This window comes from Streptococcus ilei, from assembly GCF_000479335.1.
GTDB lineage: Bacteria > Bacillota > Bacilli > Lactobacillales > Streptococcaceae > Streptococcus > Streptococcus ilei.
Map to the genome: position 1 here is coordinate 654,740 of NC_022584.1, position 22,641 is coordinate 677,380.

Here is a 22,641-nt window from a genome sequence, read left to right on the forward strand (position 1 = left end):
TTTCGCCCACCTTAAACAACTAACAAAAGTTATAAGTAGACTATATTTTAAAACTCAAGATCTAACAACCATTTCGATTAGTTAAATCTTTCAATCTTTCTTCTCCTGATTTAAGCATCTCTTTCTCAACTTGATTCCATTCGCCAAATAGTAAATCATGAAGAACGGTTGCTACTGAAGTTTTATCTTCTTCTGAATCGTATACATAACTTCTATCTCGTTGGTAAATTTGAATTCTTTCAAAGATAGCTAGTTTTTCCAATTGTCTTGTATTATCAACTAGATAATTTACAATGAAATCATGATGTTCTTTTGGAGTTGCGCGTGCTTGATCTGGATTGATAGCGTACAGTTCTTCATAACGGATAAGGGTGCTCAGATAGGACAGCTTAGGCTTTGTCGCAATCAAAGCTAATTGTACTTCATATCCCATACTTTTCAAGAGTTGTGCTGTTTCCTTTGGAACGTCAACGCCCTTTAACTACCCTATTCTAACGCCAAATTGGAAGCGACTAATAATCTCATTAAACTCATCAAACGAAATGCCTTTGGTTTTCGAAACTTTGAAAACTTCAAAAAACGGATTTTTATCGCTCTGAACATCAAAAAAGAAAGGACGAAATGTGTCCTTTCTAGATCTTAGCTTTTCTTCAACCCACTGCAGTTGACAAAGAGCCATAACATTTAGAAAAAAGAAATGCACCATTTTTGGTGCGTTACTTCTTGTTTTTCTAGCCTAAACTTTACTCCTAAAAAAGCCACCTTAAAGAGTAATTCCTTTTTCGGTGGCTTTTTAAAATACTATACATTAAAATACTCTTGTTTAATTTTTGTAAGCAGATTGTTAGCAACCGAAGTTACACCAACATGCATCAGTTCAGGATCAGAATAATCTAGATTACGAGCATAGCCTTCTGCAACAGTCTGAGCAATACGCTTATCCAATTTATAATTAGAGGCTTTTAATAGTGCTTGAAATAATTCTGAACTATATAGTTTAATATTATTTTCCAATGATACTACTGCCATTTTTGTAACTCCTCTCCTGTTTTTGATTGATAAACCTTCTCTATTTTCATTATATCACAAAAAGATTGGTTGTGGATGGATAATTGTTTAAAAGAATATGGTTTTCTAAACTCAGCAAGCATTTCTTCTTTTGTAATTTCATTCTGACGAAAACGAGCTAAAGCTTGGGTTGGATTGTCATCAGTCTGAACACCATAGATAAAATCAAAATGGTGTTGTAATTCATCTGGATTTTCCCGATTTTGAACGACAAATTCAGCAAAATCTAAATCTGACTCTGACTTTTTATGTTTTGCAAAATAGTGACAATGATAGTCAGGGTTCTTAAAAATTTCTATAAAATTTGAAATACGAAATTCTACTATAATTCCTACTTCTTCTTCTGAGTCAAAAATATTATTATTAGAGCTGCTTCGATTTAATACTTCAACTTGCTTGTTAATAAATTTTCTAGCTTGTTCAAAGTCAGGCGTGATATAGAAACCAGGACCAAAATCTAGCTCACTTCCTAAATTAAATTTAACATCTATACCACTTTTTAAGGATTCTAAATGTCTCAATAATGTAGCATGAAACCACTGCGTCTGACCTAGTTGCTTTTCCTGCTTGGTAGTCAACTCCAAAATATTTACTTCCTTCTCTAGTCTATACTAAAAGTATAACACAAGACTTTATTCAAGTAAAAGAAAATTGTATAAAACTATTCACTTCCTTCCGTCTTTCCTAAATCTCTCTAAATTCTTTTCCAATTGTTCCATATGAAGTTGATTCTTAGCTTCCTTTAATGTGTCGTCCAATGTTTCTTCTCTGTAAGTTGCTTCTGTTTTTAGTTGTTCTGATTCTTGATCTGGAGTGAAAATGATATCTAGCAGTCGATCTATTTTTTCAAGATCTTGGACAGACATATCAGATAGTCTATGAATCAGCTTTTTAAATACATCACTATTGTCGTGATTTTTCTTAAAAAATGTTGTAAACATCTATAACCTCTCAAAAAAAGCAGCCTATCAGGACTGCTTAGTGTAATTCGGAAATCGCATCATAAATGGACTGCAATTTCTTATTGTCTTTATTCTTTGTATCAATCAACGTATGTAGCTCTTCAATTTTCTTTTGACTGCTTTGAATATCACTGTTGTTATCCGCAATAAGTCTTTTAAGATGTTGCTGATAACTTGTAGTGATATCCGTCTCTTTTCCTGTTCTAACCTCTGTAACTTGGGGTTTAGAACTAGAATTTGATTCCGTCACAGGCGCTTGTTTTCGCTTTTGAAAAGCTGCTTCATAATTTACTTCATTACCTCCTTGATGATTTCCAAATAAGGCCGCAATTTTATCTGAATCCCCTTGATTTTCTGATTTACTTTCTAATGGTTGATTAAAATTCCAATCTTTTGTCATTCACTCATTTCATCCTTTCTAAATTCAGAATCATCGAATTGTCTTTCTTTACCAAAGGCATGGTCAAGAGCTTCTTCAAAACTCATGTGACTAATGATTTGACGCCTTTTGAACGTCGCAAACATCGCTGTCTCCAGTTGCTCTCTGTAAGCAGCTAGTTTTTCTGTCTCTCTTGCTACCTTGCTTTCTTGCCTAGTGACCTTTTCTTCTAAGCGCTCGATTATGGTCATATACGATCCTCCTTCATTCTAATATTAGCTAAAACATCTTGATTTTGTTATCACAGTTCTAAACATTGAGATAATTGTCTTACTGGTGGATTTCCAAATGTCTCTTTTACAGTTTCAAGCTTAAATTGAAAATCTGATTTCTTTTCTCTAAGAATATCGTTCCAGTCTATTTTTTCTTTCCCAGATTCATTATTAGGTAAATCCAGTAAAACAGGAAATCCTGATTGAGATAACTTATCAGAAAAATCTTTTCCTGCATCATCACAATCTACCGCAAGTGTCAATAAATCAGGATGATTATCGAAATAGGTGGTGGTATCACGAATTGTATTGATCAAATGCAATAACTTTGAAGGTGTTACTGTATCTAAAAATTCCAACTTCTGATTTTCTTCAGCTATTAGTCGTAAAGTTTGATAAGCAACAACAGACCTTTTTAATCCTTCCATAGATACCAAACGAACATCAGTTAGAGTTTGTTGATGAAGTTCGTAATAGCTCATCAAGTCGATGAACGATTCACAAAAGACCAGTCTATTTGGTTTACCAATGTCAAAGGATATTCCAACATGTCCATGGCTTCCTTTTAGAATCGTTTTTAACCTTTCTCTAGGAAGAGAGTGATTCTTATAAATTCCTTGTAAGCTTGCTGCCTGCAGCTTGTGACGATGATCATAGCTTTTAAAAACGATAACAGGTTCAACTGTTTCATTTGTTTTCCAACTAGCTTGGGCTATCAAACCTTGTTGAATCATCTTTTGTATGATTTCTTCTGAGATTCCTCTACATTCTGTTAAATAATATCTAGCCAGACTGCAGTTAGAATCTTCTACTCTCTTTAAAGGATAATAAAATAGTCTCTCTCTTTTTTCTTGAACAGCTTCTTTTTGAAAAGGTTCTTCAGAAAGAAAGGCTAGAGCTTCTTTAAAGGAAATTCCCTGAACAAGTCGAACAAAATCAATGACATCACCTTGAATATCTCTTGAAAACCATTTAAAAGTATTGGTAGTTGAAAAAATCCGAAATGAATCGTGTTCAGAATGCTCATAGACACTGGTCGAAACTTGTTTAAAGGAGATACCTAAACGACTTGCAACATCAAGAATTGAAATTTGCTTACATTCTTCTATTTCCATGCAATATCATCATTTTGTCGTAGTATTTGGCAGTGATGGTATTGATGATGATTCTTCTAAAGTTTTGGGAGTGGCCTTATCTAAATCATCTAATCCAGATTTCCAAACCTGTACTTGATTGACCAATAACTTACCAGGTAGTTTAGAATAGGACAATTTAACCGTTCTGGTTTCTGTCTGATTGGTCTTTGATTGGTTGGCATTCTTTAAATCCGATACATAGGTTACTTTATATGAGACCATGGCAATGGCTTGATTCGTAGTCTGATTGACAAAGATATCAGCTTTTTCAAAATGATAATCTAAAATATAATCCTTATACACTTGGTTCATGGCATCATTTTGACTTGACAATTCTTGAGAATAAGCCGATTCAGTCATATAAGGTTGAATACGTGTATTATTTTCTCCGAGCTTTTCTTTCGTATAGTACTGCGTCAAAAATTCTTTTACAGTATCCGATGACAAAATGCTGGCTTTATCTTCTGCTTGTTTATTCTCTACAAGTTTAGCTGCAGCCAATTCAATCTCTTTACGACTTTGTTTAGCAGTCGAGTGTTGACCAGCAGTATATCCCATCATGAGAATAAAGCTAGTTGCAGCCACTGCTCCAACACTAATTAAGGCTTTAGTTTTGACTTTATTTAACATCTTAGACCTTCTTTCTATAAAAACTAGGTCAAGAATAACAAAAAGGACTTGTAAGTTTTATCACACCATAATAAAAGGTGATTCCTACATTTAAGAAGCAAAATCGTACAGTTCAGAGAAAAATATCAAAACTATCTGTCTTCAGCTTATAATGTAACTATGAAAAATTTAAAAGAAGAAAATTTGAGAAGAGCTCTTTCTCATATTGAACGACATAAACAAGCCATAAATACAAGTAATAACAGTGAGGATAATGATTTTCATAAATTACTGCTCCAATTTAGCTATGAAGTATATGAAAGAATCAAGGCTAATAAAAAACCTTATCCGAATTTAGATTCAGATAAAGTTTTTTAACCATCTAACAAGTTTACATACTTTCCTTAGTTTTGGAGTTTATGAAACGCCAACTGAATCCAAGAACCAACATCAGATTGATGAAAAGGTACACAGCCGTAAAACTAGTTAAACCATGTTGTCTGATATCATCAAAGTATAAAGTCGGTTCAGTAAAGAACAGATAAATTCCATAGACCTCCACGAAAATAAGAAAACTGATAAAACCAATAAGGAAAAGTCCACTGGCAATAAGAAAGAGTCTCCATAAAAGAATGAGAATTCCTCCTACTGCTAAAAAAATTACTGGGATAAGGAGTAAATCATTCATGACTTTCTCCTTTCTAGTCAATCAATTGACGATAATGGGTGGCAAGAGAGGAATCAAACTCTTCTAATTTTTGAACTAAGTCCAAATATTCCTCTTTCTCATGTTCTTCAAAGTCCACACCTCGATGATTCTGAAGAGCGATTTCCAATTGACTAGTGAGTTCTCGTTTAGAAAAACTGTAATCCCCCGTCACTTCCTCATAATGTTCCTTTAACTCCTTGTAGGTTTGGTATTCTTCAGGTGTTTGAAATCCCTGTACCAAGGCCTCTTCTAATTGATAATAGGTATCTTCCATCATAATTATTACCTCGTTTCTTTCTATCTTTATTCTACCGCGCTTTTCTTTTCTTGTCCGCTATTTATATTTATTTTTTAATCTAATTCAAAAGAAAGTTGTTCTTCCTTTTCGTTTCCTTTTTCGTGGAATTGTCTTAAGGCCTGATCAATAATATCTAAATCCGTATCTGTTTCAATCAATGGCGCGAGTACATCGTATTCGGCCTTTTTTGTTTGATAGTCCTCTTCCTTTGGAAAATTTTTCTCAATTTCTACCTTAGCAGTAGTCCATTTATCCTTTAATTCATCCAATAAGTTCTGAGTTTTCACTTGGTCATCTTTAATGTGGTCTATCGTATGTTGGAGTCTTTGAATTGTCCCCAAAGGAGAATACAAATCTAAACTGACAGAATACTGATTTTCTCCTACAATCTTAACAGAGAAAGTTTCAGGAAGAGGTTGATTTGTTGGAAGACTAAGCATTTTAATGTCAAATCCTCGATAACTTGCTAGGGTACGGAATTCTTTGCTGTCAGCTTGATTATGACGGATAAGACGGTGTAGGGATTCCCCTGCTTCAGCTCGTTGCTCAAAAACTTGCTTGCCTACTGTCATAGAAAATGCCTGGTCTTTCGACATTTCCGACTGTTGAATATCGCCTTCATACTTGCTTAATCGTTTCTCAAGAATGGGCATATTTTCTTCGCAGTAGGAGATTGTATGACGATAGTGATCCTTGCTGCGTTGAAAGGCTCGTCTCTGATTTTCTAATAGGGTTAGATCATTCTCTAGTTCCATCTTATATTTGAGATAAGGATTACCTGTTGCTAGCGCCTTAAAATCAGAAGCTGTCATGGTCTGCTCATCAATGTCTTCCGCAGCACGAATCGGCTCCTTAGAAGTCATAATCTGCTTAATATAACGGAGTTTGTTCTCCTGAGTTGCCCATAGATAATTATCAAATGAACCTTTGGTAATATAGTGGTAAATATCCACTTCCTTGTTTTCATTTCCTTGTCGGATAATCCGTCCATTGCGTTGCTGAATGTCACTTGGTCTCCAAGGGACATCCAGATGGTGAACTGCTTTCATCTTGCTCTGAACATTTAAACCTGTTCCTCCTTTTTCAGTTGAGGCAAGGAGAATCCGCACCTCTCCTGCATTGACCTTTCGAGACAAACTGTTCTTCTTTTCATCACTATTGGCATCATGTACAAAGGCAATTTCTTTACTAGGGATTCCTCTATCAACTAATAATGCCTTAATCTCAGAATAAACATCAAAGCCATTGTCCTTTTTCTTAGGTGTGCCAATATCTGAAAAAATCATCTGAGTAGCCTTATTTTCCATTCCTTCTCGATAAATTCTCTCAACATTATCCACTACCTGAAGCAGTTTATGATTGTCTGCTAGACTATAACTAGAGTCCAATAAACGCATATCAATAGCTAATTTTCGTGCCTCACCCGTAATTTTTAACATGTTATCCTGGCTTGGATCAACTGTTCCACATTTAACCGCATCTGATCTCATAACTAATTCTTCTAAATAGAGTTTCTGGTTTTCAGTTAACTCACTCTCAATAGGTATAATACGAGCTTCTGGAACAGGTAAATCCAGCATATCTTGTGTTTGAATGTCGGCTGTTTCTTTATAGATTTTCATCAACTCAGGTAGATTGACAAACTTTTTAAATCGTTTCTTAGGCTGGTACTTATCCCCTGTAGGAGCTAATTCCATAGAGTTTTGAATTTCTCCAAAAGCACCTACCCAAGAGTCAAAATAATCAACTTGATAGCGTTTTAAGATATCCGGTTGAATGTAGTTCATCATAGTATACAGCTCACTAATTGAATTTGAAACAGGTGTTCCTGTCGCAAAGACAATATTTTTAAAATCATGTTCTTCCTGAATCTGTCGAACCTTCATTTCCATATCCACATTCTTCTTAGAGGTTGTATTGGTAATCCCTGCTACATTTCCAAGTCCAGTAATTGGACGTATATTTTTAAAGTGATGTGCTTCATCCACAAAGAGAAAATCAATTCCTAAGTTCTCAAAATCAATAAAACTATCACGATTAAAGCGTTGGAGTTCTTCCAATTGTCTCTCAAGACCACTTATTGATTGCTCTGCTTCTTTAACGGTGTACTTATTTTCAGAATGTGTTTTAATCTCTCGTAGTTCATTGAGTTTATCCTCGATATAATTCATCTGTCTTTCCTTACTGACAGGTATTTTTTCAAATTGAGAATCCCCAATGACAATGGCATCGTAATCTCCTGTAATAATACGAGAAACAAATTGTTTTCTTCTCGCCTTCACAAAATCTTTCTTAGTGGTCACAAAGACTTTTTTAGTAGGGAAAAATTTCATGATTTCTTGGCCAAATTGAGCAGACAAACTAGAGGGCACTACATACAAGGGCTTATGAACCATCCCCAACTCCTTTAATTTAAATCCAGCACCAAGCATGGTCAAGGTCTTTCCTGAACCTACCTCATGAGCTAATAAGGCTCTTTTTTCTTCTACGATTCTCTGAATGGCATTCTCTTGGTGAGGACGAAGACTGATGTTTTGTGCCAAGCCATCAATGACTAGATGGCTACCGTCATACTCTCGACTAACCGTTCGATTATAAAGACGATTATAGCTTTCCTCAATGACTTGTTGGACTTCTGGATACCGTGATACAAATTCTTGAAAGAGCTCTTGTAAATGCTGCTCTTTTGCTCTTAGAACAGAGGTTTTTTCCAAATCTGTGATGGTCTTTTTCTTTTCTCCTTCCGTAACAGTCATAGTAATCGTCGGTTGGTTTGAATTTAGTAAATTCTCAAAAATCTTTCTTCCTGTATCATAACGTGACCCACTGACTCCAAGACTACTATCTTTGGCACTTGGATAGCGATAAGCAAATGATGTCCTTAAATGAACCTGCCCATCGACAGGATTCACTTCAATGACTTGTTCAACATCTGACGAAGACAATTCAAATTCACGATTGGTAAAACATTCAAAGGCAAATTTACCATAAACGGATTGAGGAATCCAACGTGACCCTATTTTGAACTCAATATCTGCCAGATGAATCCGTTGAGGGCGAACAGATTCTAACAAATCTAAAGCATGAGACCAGTCAAATTCTTGGTTGTTTTCCTCTACTAATAGTTGAACTACTTCTATCTTATTGAGAATATCTCCTGACAAAAACTGGTTCTTAGAAAGATATTTTCTTTCCCCTCTTAAATAACTTTCTGGATCCATTAAAACCTGGTCACCTAACTCATCTAAAATAGAAGCTTGGCTATGTTCGGGATAAATTGATACCATATAGTCTAAATCAACTCCTCTACCATCCGATAAACTAGAGTTTAAGGCATCTAGAGCCGTTGAAACTCTTGCAATCACTCTCTCTGGCCTAACCAATGCTTTCTCAAAAGCTAAAGATTTTTTATATTTTACTTTCTGATCTTTAGAATCGATGTATTCATCTTCTAAACTTGCTAGTAAAGAATACTTATCGTCACTATCAAATAAGTTCCGATTAACGGAAGCATTCAAGTATCCAAATTGACTTACAAAACGGTCATATTCACGATTGAGTTTACTAAGCAATTCCTGAAAATCAGCCCGACTATAATCTTGATGACGTTGAATTTCAATTAAGGATTGATAGGTCTCTCTCAAATCAACCATGCCCTTAATACGACTAATGTCCTTATCCGATAAGGGACTTTCATAAAAGACAGTTTTTTTGAACAGTCCCTTATATTTCCCTCTTTTACTCGCTTCTTCTGACTTGTAAACATCTAGTGCTTCCTCATCTGTCAAATGAAGTTGCACGAATCGATCTATTTTATGTTCAGACAAAGAACTGTCCCAGGATTTAAAATCTCCCTTCTCGTCTACATAATAACTAATTTCGTCTACTTTTGAACTTTTCCGAATGCCATGCGTATCTCGGTAATAAATTTGATTTCCCTCATATCCAAAAGAATAGAGCGCTAAGTTCTCACGTATACGACTTGGGATAGAATTATCTATTTCTTCTTGGATAAAAACAGGTGCTTTCAAAGAATTGTCAATTTGTTTAGGTGCTTCCACATTCTCTAATGCTTCCGTAATGTCAGTAGCTAATGTTTCTGATTCCCCCTTAACATTGAGAGTTCCTCCATTAAAATTACGTACCTCATATTCACCCAAAACTTGCGTATTGTATTTCCCATCAAAATAAGGATTGATCCAGACACGCTTATCCTCCTCAAAGGAAATAGAACCACTAAAGACAAGTTCCTCATCATAAAGATTCTTTTCTTGATCCTTTTGAAAGAAGAGGAGATCTGTGGTCACTCGAGTACCTGCAATCTTTTTAAAAGCCGTATCCGGCAAACGAACACCCCCTAAAAAATGAGTGTTGGTTTTAATCTCTTGTAAGACATTATCTGTCCGCTTATCCATTGTCCCGATAGAAGAGATAATCGAAACTTGTCCTCCGTCTCTTACTAAATCAAGTGAGTGTTTGACAAAGTAGTCGTGAATCATATAAGGTTTATCATAGTTTTTATCAGCAATCCGAAAATTTCCAAATGGAACATTCGTTAAGACTAAATCAAAACTATTATTTTGATAGGGAACTTCTTCAAATCCTCGCACTTCAATATGGGTATTGGGATGGAGTTGTTTTGCGATTGCGCCTGTCACACTGTCTAATTCAACCCCATAGAGTTCTGATTTCTCTCGTATACTTCTAGGCATCGCCGCAAAGAAGTTCCCAGTCCCCATAGAAGGATCTAAAATCCTTCCTCCCTCAAAACCATCATCCAGTAACTTTTGCCAAATCTGGAGAATAATCATTGGGTCTGTATAATAGGCTGTGAGAGAACTTTGTTTCATGGTGGAGTATTCTGATTTACTTACTAAGCTCCTGAGAGTTAAACGTTCTGATTCATACTTTGGATTGAGTTCATCGAAAAATTCATTGGCAAGACCACCCCAGCCGACATACTTGGCTAGTAGCTCTTGTTCTTCTGGATTCGCTTGTCGTCCCTCTTTTTCTAATCTTTTAACAAGTTCAATTGCGGCGATATTCGTTTCAATTTTTTCTCGGTTTGTCTTAGGATAAAAGTTCTCTAAATCATCTGGAAAAACAAAATCTAGAACAGGGACATCCGTCTCTTCTATGCCTACAATAAGCGTTTTTGTTTCCTTATCCTTTTCATTATCTTCTTCCAGATAGGAAAACAAATCTATTTCCTGACTTTCACTTGATGAATCCATCTCAATCTCTGAATCTTCTTTTTCAAGTTCTACATGAGACAATACTTGTTCAATCTCTTCTAAACTGTTCAAGTATAAGATAGGATTTTCTTCAAATAACTTGTTGGAATCATTGAATAGCTCTAGGCGAACTAAGCCATTTAACTGTGCATTTTCAATTGAAACCAACTGAAATACTTGTCCTTTATAATTTACTTGTGAACCAATCGGATATTCCCTCAAAGCTTCTTCTACAATTTTATCTACTTTAGTTAGGGAATGAACTTCCACATTTTCTTCTACCTGATCAATATTATCTAAAGGTAAGACTGCTTCCTCTACTTGCTTAGACTTTTCTCTTATAGCCTTTACTTCATCAAAATAAGTAATAATCTTCAGCTTTTGTGTCAGTGGGAGTTGTGTGTAGTTTTCTTCATGATGGACAAGATCCGTAACGATATCTAAAGTAGCCATCAATTCTGAGCCCAAATAGGCTAGAACATCTCCTTCTTTTTCTTCAAAATGAATCTCAAGAACTTCTTTTTTTAGTTCTTTGGAATCAACCATTAGAAGAAACTCCTCTATATCTCTACTAATGCGATCAGATAGATTATTCGCAACCCGATAGACATTGACTAAATTGACATCCTGATTCTGATGAAATACAAGCTCACTTAATGGTGTTAGCTTCTCTTTTTCAGATTGGATGTAAAATCGAGTGAAAAGATTATAGGTTGCGACTTCTAGCACCAAGTTTTTCTCAAAATTACTTAATTGAGATAATTTACTTAGACCTGCTTGTCCAAAATTTCTTGTGTAACTTTCTAAATCTTGGTCATTATTTTCAGAACTGGCCTCTAGGAAAGAAATAATATCTTGATGAAACGAATAGACATGAGGTATCTCTTCTATTTTGCCCTCTTTAGTCAAAAAACTCTCTACCAAATCCTGCCATTTCTCATCAAAATGTTGCGCTTGATAACGAAGAAATAAGTCCATTTTCTCTCTATCTTTTGGAATTGTTCCACGAAACATAGCCAATAATTGTATTACTTCCATACTCGCTCCTTTCATCTATACGAAAATAGGAGAATCACATGATTCCCCTACAACTCTATCTCCATTTCAACCTCTTGAGGACTGATTTCTAAATCACTAGATAAAAGAGAAACGGCATCCGTTCTCATGTAGTAAGTATATAAGTCTTCTAGGTCTTGTTGGTTTTCAATCCCTGTTTCAATACTAATCAGAGCCTGTATAAATTCCTTGTAGTGACTCTCCATCATATCTGAAATCTTTTGTTTCATTTCCATAAATACTGAGGACGGTTCAGTGATACTTGTTTGGTCTATGTCTTGTAAATCCTTTTCTAAGGAATTGGTTCCTTCTTCTATTTCCACTAAATCTGAACGTCCATCACCATCAGAATCTGCGCTAAGAGGATTAGTTCCTAGCGCCAATTCTTGAGCATCAGTTAGTCCATCTTGATCCGAATCACGTTGATAAATGGCTTCCATATACTTCCTTCTTTCCTAGTTAATCTTTTTTCACTCCAATCCTACCAAATATTCCTTGAAAGAAGTATCACAACAAAAAAGAGAACGAGCCAAAACTGCGTTCTCCTTAAAATGATAAAAATATATATTATGCTACAAAAAATATGTAAACTAATCTTTTAAATAATAAAAAAGTTCCGACGTTTGTAAATGTTTTGAGTAAATTGAAATTACTTTTTGACCTTTTGGAAATACTGTCTTTCTCTTCAAATCTAATAAAGATTGAGGAACAATTTTCTTTGATGTCTCTTTCAATGTTAATGCTAGTATCTGTTTTCTTGTACGTAGAGCATAGTCAAACTCCAAATACAAATAACGTCCTGAACCAGTTAGATGAACATGTTTTCCCAATAATTCCTCAATGGATCCTAAAACTTGTAACTTTTGCATCGTGGTTCCATCTTTTTTTATTTTCAACTCATCAATTATGATATGTCTATTTAAACAATCGTCAAAGAAACTGCCTGCACCTTTTCGGTAATCAACACCACATAGGTGCATGAAATTAGTAGGTGAAAAATGAAGTTCAACACTTTCTATTTCCGTTTCATAATACATGATTTTGCCAACGAAGTGCTCTTTAAAAAAAGAAGCCGCAATTTGTAACCGATTAAAAAAATGCTGAAGTTTTATTTTTTCGGTGTAATTTGGATTACAATAATCTCTAGAATTTGCCATATTTTCCTCACAAAAAAGGTGGTTTACAGAATCTGTAAGCCACCTAGTCAGTCGGTTTATTCTGGTGTCTGCCACCGCTTGGCCCTTACGTCCAAGATTGCTATCGGATTTCGTTCTGGTGTCCGCCACCGCTTGGCCCTTATGTCCAAGATTACTATCAGATTGACCATGAGCCGACTACTCATCTACACTATTTATTCTACCTGAAAATGGTTAAAATTTCAAGTGTAAACTCTTCTATTTCGTAGTATATGCAAAACTGATGGCACTATCTGCTTGAGAGATTTTTCTAAAGGTATAGTTAGGGTTGCCACCATAGTTAGTTTCAGACACAAGGAAAGAACCATCATCATAGACCTTCTCTACAAAAGCCACATGACCGTAGATGGCTGGTGTGCCATGTGTACCTCCCACAAAAGAAACAATAGCACCTGCTCTTGGTGTGGAACCCGTTTCTCCACCAAGACTTGACGCTGTCGCAACCCAGTCCTGACCATTTCCCATGGTATTAATGATTGAAATCTTCTCTCCATTACTTCCTTTTAATTTTAAACCTAATTGATTCATACGAGCCGCAACACCCCATGTACATTGTCCATAGGCATAGGCCATACCATCTCCACCACCAGGAACAGAATTCTCATACAAGTCTCCACGGACACCTTCAAGGGATTGCAGATCACTCTTTGCATGTCCTCCATTTGTTTGGCTAAAGCCTTTTTCAATTTGGTAATACCATTCCGTTGCTCTGGTTTGTCTTTCCAGTAGTTTGTCACCAGAATTTCCCTCCCAATAGGTAAGGAAGAGTTGGGCTAGATTGGCTGCACTGCCCGTATTTCCAAAGAAATCCTTTAACCAACTTTGATAGTAAGGACTATCCCCGTGAAGCATAAAATCAAGTTGTAGGTCTAAATCATACCACTTCTTATTTTTGATATGTGCATAATTCAATAAAGCTGTATGACGTGTTGAACCATCTGCGGTATCCGTCCATTGACCTAACCCCAAACCTCTATGAAGGATATTAGGATAAGCACCACTATAAATGGCTGGCCCTCCTATCGCTAACCAGGTTTCATCATCCCATGAGGAATCGGTAGCGCCAACAGGAGGAGATAAATAATCTCCCTCAGCTCGTTTAGGATTGATAGAAGACTCTACAGACCAATTTCCTAAAATTGCCGCAATGGCTTGGGGACTTGCTCCTTGAGATTTCAAAAACTCATAAATATGTTTCGCTCGTTCAAACTCATCCCCACCAAACTGACCAATGGCAGGTAAGATAGTTGTCTGAAGTTGAATGACTTTTGGAAAATAAAATTGAGGATTGACATACACCAATTTTTCTTTCTTGTTTTTATACTTTTGATAGGAAACTTTCAAACCTGTATCGTCTGGTGTTTCACCAATAATATCACCCGTTAGGACTCTTGTCCCCTCAATCGCACGGCCATTATGAATAGAATACAAGGTCAATCGACTCTCATTCTCTCCTTTTCCGTTAGTGAGAATAACATCATTTCCGTCTAGAGATACAACTCCATCCATTGGTGCGACAATTGTTTGGTGAGCCTTCGCTTCTAGTAGAATATACTCCTGAAGAGTAGGTTTTCCGTCTAAATCATAGTATCCATAACGATAAGTCATGGTTAGACTATCTTCGTTGCTTTTCCCCTCAAATGGATTGTCCAATTCCTGCATGGAAGTATAGACACCCTCTTCTTTTAGTTCCTTTATTTCCTCTTGATCGTCTTTCGATAGTTTATACTTAGGAGTTTCATAGAGGTCTTGCATGGATTTCAAATCATCCCCATCGTTTAAATCATGCCACAAAGTAGACAGATAATCCTTGTAAGTTTCTGAACTAAATAAGTGAACTGGTTTGTGTAACTCATAGTCATGGAATTTAAAGTTCATATACCCCATCACATCATCAACTTTTGTGTAATAAGTAATTCCTTTGTCATTTGTTCGAGTATGTTCTGCATCTTCCCAAGTTAGGTGGGTATAAGCTTTTGTTAATTCAAATTCATCTTGTTGAATCAAACTAGCAGATGAAAATCCTAAAAAGAAGCTCATTATAAGTAAAAGAAGAAAGACTATTCCTCCAACTATCCAGGTTACAGGATTTCCAGCCGCAAATGTAAAGAAGGAAAAGGCTGCTTTTAGTTTTTGATAGATATTTCGGACACTTGTAAGACCTTGTTTCTTTAATTTTCGAAACCGATTTTTAAAGGAACTTGGATTATCTTTCGCTAGTTTCCATCCTTTTCCATCCTTAAAATGATGGTATCGCTCTTTTGTGTTGGTCAGTCTTTTCTTGGTAAAACGACCTGTTGCTTGTCCTGTTTTGACACTAGCTTTTCCAAGGTTATAAGAAATCCGACTGTAGCGTTTCCCTTTTCTAATGGTCTCTTGTAGAGTGCGATAACCTTCTAAATCTTCATTTTCTGAAGCTAACTCTCCACCTTCACGTCCAAGGACATAAAGAAAAGTTTTGGCTTTCCTACTGACTTTTTTGGACTTATAGGCTTGTTTAGTAGATTTTAGATTCTCTTTGGTGGCCTTGACTTCTTTCTTAGCTTTTAATTCTTCTAAACTCTTCCCTTGAAAGAAAAAATTAGATTTATGTTTCGATTCCTGACCGTAAAGAAATTTTTGATTGGTTTTTCTTTCTTTACGACTCTCTTTTCTTTCTTCTTTTGCCTCTACCTTGGCTTCTCTAAATTGCTTCTCGGCTATTTTCAATCGTTTCCTAGCATGAGGCAACCGTCTGTCTCTTAATTCTTTCCGATTCAAAAGAGATGGAGGACTATTTTGAAGAATATGATTGTAGTCTTCATTTGCTTGTCTTACTCTCTCCTTTGAAGCTTCTCTCATCTCCTCTAGCTTTTCTTTTATCTCTTTTTTCCATGCTTTTTCATCCAGTCCAGCGGAATCTTTTTTCTGTTTCCTCACCTCCTTCTTTCCTTGTTTCAAGAATTTCTTCTCATCTTTTAGACTTCTTCTAAATGCCTTTCGGGCACGTATGATTTCTCTTTTATCCTTCATTCTACTTCCCCTTAATTAGAAGCCATTTTATCAGGATCTGTACTCATGATATCAAACAATTGAGTACCTTGAGGAATCTTATTTTTAAAGGGAACAACAACTGAACCAGCTTTTATCAGTCCTGCCCCTTTTTCTGGATTGACAAGGTATTTTTCAAGTTCTTTTGACAAGCCTAAGAGTTGAACCAGTTCTTCTCTATCATTTTTTGCTTGCTTGAGGAGAATCATAAATTCACTATTTGCAATAATCCGTCTACCATTTGGATCTAACAATAAGGTTTCGACGTTTTGAGTTATTCCAGTCGGACTGGCTCCATATTTTCTGACACGACTCCACAATTTAAAGAAGAAATCACTGGCATATTTATCTAATAAGAGAAGCTGCATTTCATCAAAATAAATCCAGGTCTTCTTCCCTAATTTTTGGTTCCGAACGACACGATTCCATATCTGATCAAAAACAACCATAAGGGCGATTTGTTTCAGCTCATCTCCTAACTTCTTAACGTTATAAATCAAGAAATTAGATCCTGTCTGAATATTGGTCTTATGAGAAAAAATATCAAGAGAACCTTCGACATACAGTTCCATATCAAGTGCCAAATTCTGCGCTTCTTCTTCTGGTTGTTGACTCAATACAAAGACCCATTCTTCCAAAGAAGGCTCTTTAAATGACTGATAGGTGAGCCTCGTAACTCGGTCGATAATCGATTTTTCTCTTCCATCCATTTTTCTATCCAATAACTTGCCGATAAAGGATAAAAGAAATTCTGATTTTACCTTTACAGGATCTTCATCCATATTTTCCTCAGACAAGTCAAGGACATTGAGATAGGTTTGGGAATCAGGCGCAATATCAATCATTTCTCCCCCAAAAGTCCGTCCAATGACACTGTACTCTGCTTCTGGATCCACGATGATAATTTCAGTATTTTCACCAGATTCCTTGATTTTGGTCGTGATAATTTCATGCTTGGTTGCCATCCCTTTCCCTGCTCCAGATGTTCCTAAAATCAGACCAGACGGTGTATTTAATAGGCTGCGATCAATGGTAATAATATTACTTGATATTTGATTGATACCGTAATATTTCCCACTACGGTCTTGTAGGTCTACTGAAGTCCAAGGTGAGTTCACTGCTATATTGGACGTTAATAAACTCCGTGATACTCCCTCTAAAAAATCACAACCAAATGGCAGCAAACTATTAAAGGCTGCTTCTTGCATATATGGAAGTTTATCAATCATTAGGTCATTTGAGCCGGCCACTTGTTGAATCGTGTCTAGGGCTTGTTTGAGTTCTTCTTCATCCTGACCAAAAACACCAATCAAGAAGACCGTTTGAAATAGTTTATCTCCTGTCTCGGTCATGGTTTTTAATAGTTCCTCAGCTTCATCGATATTGCTTTCTAATACATGACCTACTTTTTCCAAATAGATACCTGTACGAGCTAGTTTTTGTTGTTCCCCAATCTTTTGAGATTCCATCAAGGTCTTCTTTGTTCGTAGTTTCTTCATAGCATCTGCCTTAGTCGAACTTTGAGCATGAAGGCTTACAATCAATTCCAAATCTCCTTGCATGAGATCTCGAATAAACTGATCCCCTAATTCCATGCCGTAGTCTCTCACATAGACAATCTGCAATAAGCGGTCATTGATTTGTAGGTAATTCTTGTTTTTAAAATCCAAGAGATTAGGTGCTATGAAGTGACGAGTTGTCTGACCCGATCTCGTTAAATCACGGTAAGAAAAAGGAAGATGGTGTTCTCCTCTAAGCATATCCGCCAACAAGTTGACACGTTCTTCACCAGCCAAGGATTCAAAACGTGCATCAATTTCTGAGAAACCACTCTTGAAATATTCTCCAATTTGGGACAAGGAACGATAGGCTTGTTTAGGATTAGAATCCTTTCTAGCAAAGCTAATCAGTTTCACAGCTGAAAAATTATTTTCACCACTGTCTAAATTCTGATTCATCATTCGATTCAATTCTTTACGATAGCTATTATACCCATCTTCTTTTTCCTCATACAGAACACTCTGTCTAAACTTTTCTAAATTCAATCTTTTATTAAAGATGGTCAATTGGAAGTTGGTTTGATCGTCTAAAGCGTTAATCAAATCAGAATACTTCTCAATGATTGCGCCCTTATCTTCTAAACCAACAGTTTGATAATTGACATCACCAAGTAAGTAGCTTTGTGAGAAATAATCTTCTTTTACCTGCATCAGACCATTTTGATACAGGGCTTGATAGGAAAGAGTATTAGCCGTAGAAGGTAACACTTCCTCTTTTTTCCCTTTAACTTCTTCCTTTTTATTAGTCATTGAAGTTTTTTGTTTCTTTAATGTATTTGATTTTCTTTTCATGTTCAGGTCCTTTCTTTCCTGTAATTGTGCGTAGGGGAACCGTTAATTCAAAATGAAGACGGTATTTCAAATAATGTTCAAAATATAAATCATTGGGTTTATAGACTCCAAAAAGCATTAGGGGGATGGTAAAAGCAAACACAAAACCGTAAACAAACCAATCTCCAAATTGCCAGAAAAAGAGATTCAAGCCCAAAACAATAATTGTGACAATAAAGGCTGGTAAAACAAAGATGATTTGCCTTGTAGTGAAGCCTAACCAAGCCCTGTGTTGGTATTTTGAAATGTCTTTAAAGACACGTGTATTCATGACTTTCCTTTCTAAAAAGGCTAAGAAGCAATTACTTCCTAGCCTTTATCTAATTACATACCTAAGATTGAACGAGCCGTACGTTGAGAACCAACGAGGGCAATAATCAGTAAGATAGCTTGTACCAAACTACCAAACATAATCGCAAGTGATTGCAAGACTCCTGCACCATTTGAAACAGCTATTTTCCCAGCAGATTCAAACAAAGGAACAAGAGAAACAATCAGAAAAATGAGAACCCCTTGTACCGCATAGACCATAATATTTTTTAAATAGCCAATACCAATAGACTTCCATTCATCACTTAAAAATGTTGGAATCGTAAGAGGTGCAAATGGAATCATAAGGTAGAGTTGAATAAATCGAATAGATACCAAAAGATTGACCATGGCAGCACTTACTATCCGAACAAGCCAAATGAGGAGGGCGAAAAAGCCCACAATCATCCGGCCAATAAATCCTGACCCTTTTAATCCAGAGATGGTATCATACTTTGCCCCACCGTGAGCCACAATCGAAGCCACTTGTTCAATGGCGTGACTCGCAATCCCGATGATAGCTTCTACAATCACAGTTGTATTGGTAATCACAACTGCGACCATAATATAACTAATCAACATCGGCGCTAATGCTTCAAAGGTCATTGCTCCACCAGAGTTAGCAATTTTCTTTGCCATCTTCGAAAATTCTAAGATGAGAACAACTGATAAAATCGCAACTCCAAGAGGCTGCATGACACTTTTAGTAATACTAGACATGTAAGTCCAAACTGTTGGATTGTAGCTAGATAGGGATTTAATCAGATCTACCGTAGATTGTAAATCCACATTAAATCCTTCAAATAAATTTTCAGCTGATATTTTTTCAGATGCAAGGTAAACAAAGGGTGAGACTAAACTAAGATTCATGTCATTGTTTATCCTCCTAAATTGAAATCTGGGTTACAAAGGCTCCAGCAGCCCCTACCATAACACCACCGACAATTTCAAGAATGGCATTCCGAACACCTGGTCCACCATCTTTAATATTGGTTGCAAGGTTGACAATCCCTACAACAACGAGAAAGGCACCAACTGCAATCAATCCCTTCTGTAACAAAGACATAGCTTGTGCAAACATAGCACTTGCGTCTACTCCATAAACAAAACCTTTAAAATGCGTAATCATCTATTTCCTCTTTTCTATTTTTATTTTAAACTAGATTCAAAAGTTAAATCACGAATTCTAAGGCCTTCAAGATGATTTTCTTGTCTTTGATTCAAAGGATTGATCTGATAGTTCCACCACCGTTCATCGGTTTCTTGATTGGCTAGGTACTTCCAGTTTGGATGCTTAGTGGAATTGTATTTTTTGCTTTTAAAGACAGGCATATTGGCAATTCGAACCAAGCATTCATGCCGTTTCATATTTCCGACTTCATCAGGTGTCATTAAATCACGAGCAATCTTTTGATGAGAAAGGGATCCTGAACCTGTCTGGCCAAAGGAACGACTAGTATTTCGAACATCAATGGTTTGTTTACCGAGTAAGCCACTCATAAATTTAAAGGTATCTTCATCATTACCACCTAAGTAGACTAAGCTATCACAGTTCCCCAAAATGGTTTTCCAAGCTTCTTTTTCTTTATAGAGCCCTTGAAGTTGGGCAATATTTTGAAGAATGGGAACGAGACTCATATTACGAGAGCGGACTGTTGAGGTTTGTTCAGCAAAATCTGGAATTTCTCCGATATTTGCGAACTCATCTAAGTAAACTCTCACATGAAGAGGCAATTGACCCTTAAAATCAATATCTGCTTGTCTTGTTAGGGTTTGAAATACGGTTGAAAAAAAGAGAGCTGAAAGAAAGCGAAAGGTACTATCGTTATCTGGGATAACTAAGTAAACCATTGATTTTTCCTGGCCCCATGTCTTCATATCAAGGGTATCTCTTTTGGTCAAATCCATGACACTTTGAATATTGAAGAGGGCAAATTTAGCAGTGGTTACAGCTATAACAGAATCCAGAGTCTTATCCTTATAATTTTGGAAATCTGCCCAATTTCGCATGGTGAAATTTTCAGTCCCATACTTTTTAGCATAATTTTCAAATAGAATTTCTAAGACACTTTTTTCTTGGTTTTCACCCTTGGATAGGTGTTTAATGAGTTTTGAGATTTCAGCAAAACTTGGATAACGCCCTCGTTTTTTTCGCTCCTCCACTTCTTTTTTTTGACGTTTCAACAAGTTTTGGTATTCTGTTTTACTCAAACGACTCTCTTCAATGAGCTGTTCTCTTGTTTTGGGTGGATTATAGAAATCGACCAAGTAAGAGGCTAAAGCTCGTACCAAAGTCATAGAAGCTTCATCCCAAAATGGATCACTACGGGAGCCAGAGCCTTTGGTGTTATTAAAATAAACCGTCAGCATGCGATTCAAATCATTTTCTGTCTCTATATAGCGAAATGGATTGAAGCCATCTGAGTTCTTCATATTGACTAAATCTAGCACCTTTACTTGGTAGCCATGTTCTAAAAAGAGTTTGCCTGTTTTTTCGGCCAAGTGATCTTTAGGATCCACTACAATATTAGAACTATTCATTTGAATCAGATTGGGTTTCACAAAGCGAAATGTCTTCCCACTTCCTGAACCTCCGATCACCGCAATATTCTTATTTCTATCATATTGAGGTGGTTTTTTATCTAATAATGTCAAACGAACATCTTGTGCTAAAATCGTATCATGAGAAAATTCCTTACCGTAAAAGAGCTTCTTTTCTTTTAGAGTTCCAAAACGGGCGCTCCCGTATTCTACCCCTTCTCGGTATTGTTTTTTACCAGTCTCTAGATAGAGATAAACTAGTAACATCATCACAAAGCCTAGTAGAAAAAAAGCACTTGATTTTCCAGTAAAGGAAACATTCCATGGCGACTGAAGAACTTCATCTTGACCTTCCATCAGAAGATGAGTCCATTTATCTAAGGTATTTCCAGTATAGGAATCATACAAAAGCGTCAAACGATGAAAAAGATAGCCTAGTAAGATACCTAACAGTGAGAATAGTAGGAATTTCTTTCCACTGTACATCATCTCACCATCTCTTTCTGTTTGACGGCCCCTTCTTGTCTAAAGGTAATTTGAGATTTAGCCTCATCAATTGCATCGTCTAATGACTTATCCATGGTAAAATCAGCTAATTTCTCCGGATCATTAACCATTTTTTCTAACAGATGATCTAAATGATTGTCTAGAATCGAACGGTCTTTCGTGTAGAAATGCAGAGAATCCCCTTGCCAAGCGATGGCTAAAGGAATCTCTTCTTTTTCTAAAAAAGCTTTAAACTTCTCTATATCAATTGGTTTGTCTAAAAAATCTTTTTTCAGATTAATTGTATCAATCGAATAGGGAGATTGTAGCAATTCTTCTAATTTCTGTACCCCTATCTTATAGGCGGAATCCTGTGCTAAAGCCTGACGTCTAGACCATTCTAGAATCTTTAAGAGACTTCTTACAGTAAATAAAAGGCTACGCTCTGCATATTGAACTGCTATTCGTTCCTGTTGTTCAGAGGACATCTGACGCCTCCTTCTTAACAAATAGCAGTTTTCCTTCTTTATAGCGATAAGCTATCAATTTCTGATGTTGCTTAATTGACTTGACAACCTGCAGTAGATCTCTCGAATAAGGTTCTCGAAGAGTGACTTCTACTGCCTTCCCATCAAAGATACCAACACGTTTAAATTCAATGTAGTCTTTTTTGAGATGTCCTAAGCCCATACCAAAGGGAAAGTGATGAATCAATTGGATGGTACAACCACCTTTATTTCCCATTTGTTTCAAATCATATAAGTTTACTACCTTCATGATTAACTCCTTTATCTAGTTTGTCGCATCGTTTGAGTCTGGTAACGATAAACTCCGTGTCTGTTAGAAAATTCTCACACACGTCTTGTGCCAGTTGCCCTTCACAGGGAAATACTCTCAGTCCCTACTTACACAGGCACGCTAATCAAGACGGAGTGGATTCAATTTTCAAAGAACAGGTAGCTTTAT

General features: G+C 36.3%; 22 protein-coding genes and 2 pseudogenes. 3 read left to right on the forward strand and 21 right to left on the reverse strand.

What is annotated here, in order from left to right:
* Positions 1 to 61: 61 nt before the first annotated feature.
* Positions 62 to 481: pseudogene (locus tag N596_RS03245) on the reverse strand (zeta toxin family protein); the annotation flags it as partial.
* On the opposite strand from N596_RS03245, the pseudogene N596_RS09620 reads away from it, so the two are divergent.
* A pseudogene (locus N596_RS09620) lies at positions 482 to 643 on the forward strand (transposase); the annotation flags it as partial.
* A 158-nt stretch (positions 644 to 801) separates the two neighbouring features.
* Here the strand turns inward: N596_RS09620 and N596_RS03255 are convergent.
* From N596_RS03255 to N596_RS03285, 7 genes are all read right to left on the reverse strand, one after another.
* A complete protein-coding gene (locus N596_RS03255; RefSeq protein ID WP_000301903.1) occupies positions 802 to 1,029 on the reverse strand; it encodes a hypothetical protein in 228 nt (75 codons plus the stop codon).
* On the reverse strand, positions 1,020 to 1,652 hold the full coding sequence (locus N596_RS03260; RefSeq protein ID WP_000424175.1) for a DUF3990 domain-containing protein: 633 nt from the start codon (positions 1,650 to 1,652) through the stop codon (positions 1,020 to 1,022). The genes N596_RS03255 and N596_RS03260 overlap by 10 nt, the downstream gene beginning before the upstream one ends.
* An 81-nt stretch (positions 1,653 to 1,733) precedes the next feature.
* Positions 1,734 to 2,009 (reverse strand): hypothetical protein, encoded by a 276-nt coding sequence (locus tag N596_RS03265; RefSeq protein ID WP_023026938.1) that lies wholly within the window; start codon positions 2,007 to 2,009, stop codon positions 1,734 to 1,736.
* A 37-nt stretch (positions 2,010 to 2,046) separates the two neighbouring features.
* Entirely contained in the window at positions 2,047 to 2,430 is a 384-nt protein-coding gene (locus N596_RS03270; protein WP_023026939.1) for a DUF5945 family protein, read from the reverse strand.
* Positions 2,427 to 2,660, reverse strand: coding sequence for a DUF5965 family protein (locus N596_RS03275; RefSeq protein WP_023026940.1), 234 nt, complete (start codon positions 2,658 to 2,660; stop codon positions 2,427 to 2,429). The genes N596_RS03270 and N596_RS03275 overlap by 4 nt, the downstream gene beginning before the upstream one ends.
* A gap of 50 nt (positions 2,661 to 2,710) precedes the next feature.
* A complete protein-coding gene (locus N596_RS03280) occupies positions 2,711 to 3,796 on the reverse strand; it encodes a DUF3991 domain-containing protein (RefSeq protein WP_023026941.1) in 1,086 nt (361 codons plus the stop codon).
* Positions 3,797 to 3,805: 9 nt separating this feature from the next.
* Complete coding sequence (locus tag N596_RS03285; RefSeq protein WP_023026942.1) at positions 3,806 to 4,447, reverse strand: hypothetical protein; 642 nt, start codon at positions 4,445 to 4,447, stop codon at positions 3,806 to 3,808.
* Between the two features lie 159 nt (positions 4,448 to 4,606).
* Here N596_RS03285 and N596_RS09625 point away from each other — a divergent pair, with 159 nt between their 5' ends.
* The gene (locus N596_RS09625) at positions 4,607 to 4,804 is read left to right on the forward strand and encodes a hypothetical protein (protein ID WP_001842085.1); all 198 of its coding nucleotides are present in this window, start codon (positions 4,607 to 4,609) and stop codon (positions 4,802 to 4,804) included.
* A gap of 13 nt (positions 4,805 to 4,817) precedes the next feature.
* On the opposite strand, the gene N596_RS03290 is transcribed toward N596_RS09625, so the two are convergent.
* From N596_RS03290 to N596_RS03310, 5 genes are all read right to left on the reverse strand, one after another.
* On the reverse strand, positions 4,818 to 5,114 hold the full coding sequence (locus N596_RS03290) for a DUF5966 family protein (protein ID WP_000998893.1): 297 nt from the start codon (positions 5,112 to 5,114) through the stop codon (positions 4,818 to 4,820).
* Between the two features lie 13 nt (positions 5,115 to 5,127).
* Complete coding sequence (locus N596_RS03295; RefSeq protein ID WP_023026943.1) at positions 5,128 to 5,412, reverse strand: DUF5962 family protein; 285 nt, start codon at positions 5,410 to 5,412, stop codon at positions 5,128 to 5,130.
* A gap of 74 nt (positions 5,413 to 5,486) precedes the next feature.
* Positions 5,487 to 11,705, reverse strand: coding sequence for a helicase-like domain-containing protein (locus N596_RS03300; RefSeq protein WP_196805872.1), 6,219 nt, complete (start codon positions 11,703 to 11,705; stop codon positions 5,487 to 5,489).
* A gap of 47 nt (positions 11,706 to 11,752) precedes the next feature.
* Positions 11,753 to 12,163, reverse strand: coding sequence for a thrombospondin type 3 repeat-containing protein (locus N596_RS03305; RefSeq protein ID WP_023026945.1), 411 nt, complete (start codon positions 12,161 to 12,163; stop codon positions 11,753 to 11,755).
* 150 nt (positions 12,164 to 12,313) lie between these two features.
* The gene (locus N596_RS03310; RefSeq protein WP_042361418.1) at positions 12,314 to 12,880 is read right to left on the reverse strand and encodes a PBECR4 domain-containing protein; all 567 of its coding nucleotides are present in this window, start codon (positions 12,878 to 12,880) and stop codon (positions 12,314 to 12,316) included.
* 18 nt (positions 12,881 to 12,898) lie between these two features.
* On the opposite strand from N596_RS03310, the gene N596_RS10235 reads away from it, so the two are divergent.
* Positions 12,899 to 13,087, forward strand: coding sequence for a hypothetical protein (locus N596_RS10235; protein ID WP_196805873.1), 189 nt, complete (start codon positions 12,899 to 12,901; stop codon positions 13,085 to 13,087).
* 30 nt (positions 13,088 to 13,117) lie between these two features.
* Here N596_RS10235 and N596_RS03315 read toward each other — a convergent pair whose 3' ends face one another.
* From N596_RS03315 to N596_RS03350, 8 genes are read right to left on the reverse strand one after another with little or no spacing between them, the layout of a single operon-like run.
* Entirely contained in the window at positions 13,118 to 15,931 is a 2,814-nt protein-coding gene (locus tag N596_RS03315) for a phage tail tip lysozyme (protein WP_023026947.1), read from the reverse strand.
* An 11-nt stretch (positions 15,932 to 15,942) separates the two neighbouring features.
* The gene (locus N596_RS03320; RefSeq protein ID WP_196805874.1) at positions 15,943 to 18,300 is read right to left on the reverse strand and encodes a VirB4-like conjugal transfer ATPase, CD1110 family; all 2,358 of its coding nucleotides are present in this window, start codon (positions 18,298 to 18,300) and stop codon (positions 15,943 to 15,945) included.
* Complete coding sequence (locus tag N596_RS03325) at positions 18,251 to 18,610, reverse strand: PrgI family protein (protein ID WP_001097589.1); 360 nt, start codon at positions 18,608 to 18,610, stop codon at positions 18,251 to 18,253. Before N596_RS03325 ends, N596_RS03320 begins: the two co-directional genes overlap by 50 nt.
* 53 nt (positions 18,611 to 18,663) lie before the next feature.
* Positions 18,664 to 19,518 carry a VirB6/TrbL-like conjugal transfer protein, CD1112 family gene (locus tag N596_RS03330; RefSeq protein WP_001054257.1) on the reverse strand — a complete coding sequence of 285 codons (855 nt, stop codon included), beginning with the start codon at positions 19,516 to 19,518 and terminating at the stop codon, positions 18,664 to 18,666.
* A 16-nt stretch (positions 19,519 to 19,534) separates the two neighbouring features.
* Positions 19,535 to 19,777 (reverse strand): hypothetical protein, encoded by a 243-nt coding sequence (locus N596_RS03335; protein ID WP_000627865.1) that lies wholly within the window; start codon positions 19,775 to 19,777, stop codon positions 19,535 to 19,537.
* 20 nt (positions 19,778 to 19,797) lie between these two features.
* Positions 19,798 to 21,675 carry a VirD4-like conjugal transfer protein, CD1115 family gene (locus N596_RS03340; protein ID WP_042361419.1) on the reverse strand — a complete coding sequence of 626 codons (1,878 nt, stop codon included), beginning with the start codon at positions 21,673 to 21,675 and terminating at the stop codon, positions 19,798 to 19,800.
* Positions 21,675 to 22,163, reverse strand: a complete 489-nt coding sequence (locus N596_RS03345; protein WP_023026950.1) for a hypothetical protein — start codon at positions 22,161 to 22,163, stop codon at positions 21,675 to 21,677. Before N596_RS03345 ends, N596_RS03340 begins: the two co-directional genes overlap by 1 nt.
* On the reverse strand, positions 22,153 to 22,452 hold the full coding sequence (locus tag N596_RS03350) for a hypothetical protein (RefSeq protein WP_003042486.1): 300 nt from the start codon (positions 22,450 to 22,452) through the stop codon (positions 22,153 to 22,155). Before N596_RS03350 ends, N596_RS03345 begins: the two co-directional genes overlap by 11 nt.
* Positions 22,453 to 22,641: the final 189 nt, after the last annotated feature.